Origin of the sequence: Mesorhizobium sp. B2-4-3 (genome assembly GCF_006442815.1) — a bacterium.
In the GTDB taxonomy this organism is placed as follows: domain Bacteria; phylum Pseudomonadota; class Alphaproteobacteria; order Rhizobiales; family Rhizobiaceae; genus Mesorhizobium.
Genome location: NZ_VFVL01000003.1, coordinates 167,501 through 172,500, shown reverse-complemented (window position 1 = coordinate 172,500; position 5,000 = coordinate 167,501). Strand labels below are relative to the sequence as shown.

Genomic DNA, 5,000 nt, shown 5'->3' with positions numbered 1-5,000 from the left:
GCCTAACCGCGCCCTCGAACCGATCTCGAGAAGCTGGTCTTTTTGTGCCAATGACATCGAATTGGATCCCGCACAGGATCTGGTTCAAGGCGACGATCTCTTCGAGATCGCGCTTATGCGACGATCCTTCGGATCGCGCTTTGCTAACCTCGCAAGAGGGTGGCTGAAGCGACGATCCCTTCGGGATCGCGCGATGGGTATTGGCAATGAGAACGATCAAGTGTCTTAAGGGCAATTGGTGGATGCCTTGGCATGCACAGGCGATGAAGGACGTGATACGCTGCGATAAGCTACGGGGAGGTGCGAATACCCTTTGATCCGTAGATTTCCGAATGGGGAAACCCACCTAAGGTACTTGGAAAATCAGAGATGCAGGGCGACCTGCGTCTGTGGTTTCCAAGTATCGCTAATAGGTAACTTATCCTGAATACATAGGGATAAAGTGGCGAACGCGGGGAACTGAAACATCTAAGTACCCGTAGGAAAGGACATCAACCGAGACTCCGGAAGTAGTGGCGAGCGAACCCGGACCAGGCCAGTGGCGATTGAGAGACAAGCGGAACCTTCTGGAAAGTAGGGCCATAGCGGGTGACAGCCCCGTACGCGTAATGCGATCAATCGTCCTCGAGTAAGGCGGGACACGTGAAATCCTGTCTGAAATTGGGAGGACCACCTTCCAAGCCTAAGTACTCGTGCATGACCGATAGCGAACTAGTACCGTGAGGGAAAGGTGAAAAGCACCCCGACAAGGGGAGTGAAAGAGTACCTGAAACCGATTGCCTACAAACAGTGGGAGTCCGCAAGGATGACCACGTACCTTTTGTATAATGGGTCAGCGACTTAGTGTGACGAGCAAGCTTAAACCGCTAGGTGTAGGCGCAGCGAAAGCGAGTCTGAACAGGGCGTTCAGTTCGTCGCATTAGACCCGAAACCGAGTGATCTAGCCATGAGCAGGTTGAAGGTAAGGTAACACTTACTGGAGGACCGAACCCATAACTGTTGCAATAGTTCGGGATGACTTGTGGCTAGGGGTGAAAGGCCAATCAAACTCGGAAATAGCTGGTTCTCCGCGAAATCTATTTAGGTAGAGCGTCGACCGAATACCCCAGGGGGTAGAGCACTGGATGGGCTAGGGGTCCTCACCGGATTACCAAACCTAACCAAACTCCGAATACCTGGGAGTACTAGTCGGCAGACACACGGCGGGTGCTAACGTCCGTCGTGAAAAGGGAAACAACCCTGACCTACAGCTAAGGTCCCCAAGTTATGGCTAAGTGGGAAAGGATGTGAGGATCCCAAAACAACCAGGATGTTGGCTTAGAAGCAGCCATCATTTAAAGAAAGCGTAACAGCTCACTGGTCTAAATAAGGGTCTTTGCGCCGAAAATGTAACGGGGCTAAAGCCATACACCGAAGCTTAGGGTTCGTGAGCAATCACGAGCGGTAGCGGAGCGTTCTGTAAGCTGATGAAGCCGTACCCGTGAGGGGCGGTGGAGGTATCAGAAGTGCGAATGCTGACATGAGTAACGTAAGGGGAGTGAGAGACTCCCCCGCCGAAAGACCAAGGGTTCCTGCTTAAAGTTAATCTGAGCAGGGTTAGCCGGCCCCTAAGACGAGGCGGAAACGCGTAGTCGATGGGAACCACGTTAATATTCGTGGGCCTGGAGGTAGTGACGGATCGCACAAGTTGTCCAATCTTATCGGATTGAACGGGCAGCGGAGCGGTTCCAGGAAATAGCTCCTCCTTATAGACCGTACCCGAAACCGACACTGGTGGTCAGGTAGAGTATACCAAGGCGCTTGAGAGAACTATGCTGAAGGAACTCGGCAAATTGCACGCGTAACTTCGGAAGAAGCGTGACCCTTTTCTGCGCAAGCAGGGGAGGGTGGCACAGACCAGGGGGTAGCGACTGTTTATCAAAAACACAGGGCTCTGCGAAGCCGCAAGGCGACGTATAGGGTCTGACGCCTGCCCGGTGCTGGAAGGTTAAGAGGAGGGGTGCAAGCTCTGAATCGAAGCCCCAGTAAACGGCGGCCGTAACTATAACGGTCCTAAGGTAGCGAAATTCCTTGTCGGGTAAGTTCCGACCTGCACGAATGGCGTAACGACTTCCCCGCTGTCTCCAGCATAGACTCAGTGAAATTGAATTCCCCGTGAAGATGCGGGGTTCCTGCGGTTAGACGGAAAGACCCCGTGCACCTTTACTATAGCTTTACATTGGCATTCGTAGTGGCATGTGTAGGATAGGTGGTAGGCTTTGAAACCTGGGCGCCAGCTCAGGTGGAGCCACCCTTGAAATACCACCCTTATTACTATGGATGTCTAACCGCGGCCCGTCATCCGGGTCCGGGACAATGTATGGTGGGTAGTTTGACTGGGGCGGTCGCCTCCTAAAGAGTAACGGAGGCGCGCGATGGTGGGCTCAGAACGGTCGGAAATCGTTCGCTGAGTGCAATGGCATAAGCCTGCCTGACTGCGAGACTGACAAGTCGAGCAGAGACGAAAGTCGGTCATAGTGATCCGGTGGTCCCGCGTGGAAGGGCCATCGCTCAACGGATAAAAGGTACGCCGGGGATAACAGGCTGATGACCCCCAAGAGTCCATATCGACGGGGTTGTTTGGCACCTCGATGTCGACTCATCGCATCCTGGGGCTGGAGCAGGTCCCAAGGGTATGGCTGTTCGCCATTTAAAGCGGTACGTGAGTTGGGTTCAGAACGTCGTGAGACAGTTCGGTCCCTATCTGCCGTGGGTGTAGGAATATTGAAAGGATCTGTCCCTAGTACGAGAGGACCGGGATGGACGGATCTCTGGTGGACCTGTTGTGGCGCCAGCCGCATTGCAGGGTAGCTATATCCGGACGGGATAACCGCTGAAGGCATCTAAGCGGGAAACCCACCTTGAAACGAGTATTCCCTGAGAACCGTGGAAGACGACCACGTTGATAGGCCGGGTGTGGAAGAGCGGCAACGCTTGAAGCTTACCGGTACTAATAGTTCGATAGGCTTGATCGTTCTCATTACTTATATCCATCAAGGCGCAATCCGAAGGATTGTCGCCGGCACGAATAGACAGCTTCTCGATTTGAACGTGCGTTTTGCCGACCTGGTGGTTATGGCGGAGCGGCTGCACCCGATCCCATTCCGAACTCGGCCGTGAAACGCTCCAGCGCTGATGGTACTTCGTCTCAAGACGCGGGAGAGTAGGTCGCTGCCAGGTCTGCCAAGCGCATGTTCAGCTCAAATCCGGATCGACCGGATCGAGACAGATCTTCTCGTTACGATATTTAGGCCCGCCAAACGGGATCATGGGCCGCGCAAGCGGCCCTTTCATTTGGCGGTCTCTTGATTCCGGTAAGTTAAACCTTACCTCAAAGGACGCAAGCAAACGCTTGCTCGTGGTCGCAAGCAAACGCTTGCTCGTGGTTGACGCGGGGTGGAGCAGCCCGGTAGCTCGTCAGGCTCATAACCTGAAGGTCACAGGTTCAAATCCTGTCCCCGCAACCAAATACAAAAGAGCCCGCCTCGCGCGGGCTCTTTTGTATTTTGCTGTGGTGGCCGGCGATCTTAACCTGCATCAGGGGCCCGCAAGGAGGCGAAGCCGACGCCGCGGGACAGAGAACTCAAATCCTGTCCCCGCAACCAAATACCAAAACGGCCCGCCTGGCACTCCCCCGGCGGGCCGTTTTGCTATCCGGCTGTGAGGGCTAGTCGATTTGAACTCTCATCAGGGGCTGCAATAAGGGCAAAGCTGACGCCCCGGAACAGAGAAGCCAAATCCTGTCCCCGCAACCAAATACCAAAACGGCCCGCCTGGCACTCCCCCGGCGGGCCGTTTTGCGTTTGTGTGCCCGATCGAGCAACCCAACCGCGACCCGGGGGCGCTGCCGGCTTGCGTTTCGGTTTGCCTGCTCTCACAAAGCCAATGCGGCAGATGATGGAGAGGAAAATGCGGGATGCGCTGATCGTATGGGGCGGCTGGGAGGGGCACGAGCCCGAGGCCGGGGCGCGCGTCGTCAAGGCGATGCTCGAGGAAGAAGGCTTTGCCGTGCGTGTCGAGAACACGACCGTGGTCTTCGCCGACCCGGCGATCGCCGAGCTCAGCCTGATCGTGCCGATCTTCACCATGTCCAAGCTCACCAAGGCGGAAGAGGCCAACCTGACGAAGGCGGTCGCGAACGGTGTCGGCCTTGGCGGCTACCATGGCGGCATGGGCGACGCGTTTCGCGAATCGCCCGAATACCAGTTCATGTGCGGCGGCCAATGGGTCGCGCATCCCGGCAACATCATCGACTATCATGTTAATGTGGCGCGGCGCGATGACCCGATCATGCAAGGCATCGAGGATTTCCCTTATCGCTCCGAGCAGTACTACATGCATGTCGACCCTTCGAACGAGGTGCTGGCGACCACCACTTTTTCCGGTTCGCACGCGCCCTGGATCGACGGGGTCGTGATGCCGGTGGTGTGGAAGCGGCGGCACGGCAAGGGGCGGGTGTTCTATTCGTCGCTGGGTCATGTGGCGGCGGAGTTCGAGGTGCCGCAGATGCGCACCATCCTGCGCCGCGGGCTGGCATGGGCCGCCCGCTGAGGCGGCAGGTACACCTGGCTAAAACCCGTCGTTGCGATTCTCGATCGGGCGCCGGCGCGCTTGATCGACAATTCGATTGCCGCCCGATTCGGTAGAGTCTTCCACCGAATCGCAAAGGATGAAGCGCGTCCGAATCAATCAAGGCTGTCAATTTTTGCTATCTATTGCTATACTTCGCACCTGGCTCGATAATTTCTCCGGGAGACTCCGATGCCCAACTACGCTTTGAACGAGCACTATGAGCGCTTCATCAGGAAGCAGCTCGAATCGGGCCGCTACAACAATGCCAGCGAGGTTGTCCGCGCCGGCCTGCGCATGCTCGAGGATTTTGAGGCGGAGCGAGAGAAGTGGCTGCGCGAGGAAATCCCGTCGCGCATGGCCGAGCTCCAGCAAGATCCGGCAAAGGGAAT

2 protein-coding genes, 1 tRNA gene and 2 rRNA genes (1 of these 5 cut by a window edge) are annotated in these 5,000 nt (G+C 56.3%); all 5 read left to right on the top strand.

Going from position 1 to position 5,000, the window contains the following annotated elements:
• Positions 1–214 precede the first annotated feature (214 nt).
• A 23S ribosomal RNA gene (locus FJ956_RS04915) occupies positions 215–3,014 on the top strand.
• Positions 3,015–3,104: 90 nt separating this feature from the next.
• Positions 3,105–3,219: ribosomal RNA gene (gene rrf / locus FJ956_RS04910) — 5S ribosomal RNA — on the top strand.
• Positions 3,220–3,429: 210 nt separating this feature from the next.
• Positions 3,430–3,506, top strand: a tRNA-Met gene (locus tag FJ956_RS04905).
• 442 nt (positions 3,507–3,948) lie between these two features.
• Positions 3,949–4,590 (top strand): ThuA domain-containing protein, encoded by a 642-nt coding sequence (locus FJ956_RS04900; protein WP_140673915.1) that lies wholly within the window; start codon positions 3,949–3,951, stop codon positions 4,588–4,590.
• A 210-nt stretch (positions 4,591–4,800) separates the two neighbouring features.
• Positions 4,801–5,000 carry the 5' portion of a type II toxin-antitoxin system ParD family antitoxin gene (locus FJ956_RS04895; protein ID WP_140673917.1) on the top strand. The gene runs 67 nt beyond the window's last position, so 200 of the gene's 267 nt are visible here — the first part of the coding sequence; it begins with the start codon at positions 4,801–4,803; the stop codon falls past the right edge of the window.

Coding starts and splice junctions, on each gene's coding strand:
- FJ956_RS04900 (WP_140673915.1), top strand. CDS start 3,949: ATGCGGGATGCGCTGATCGTATGGGGCGGCTGGGAGGGGCACGAGCCC.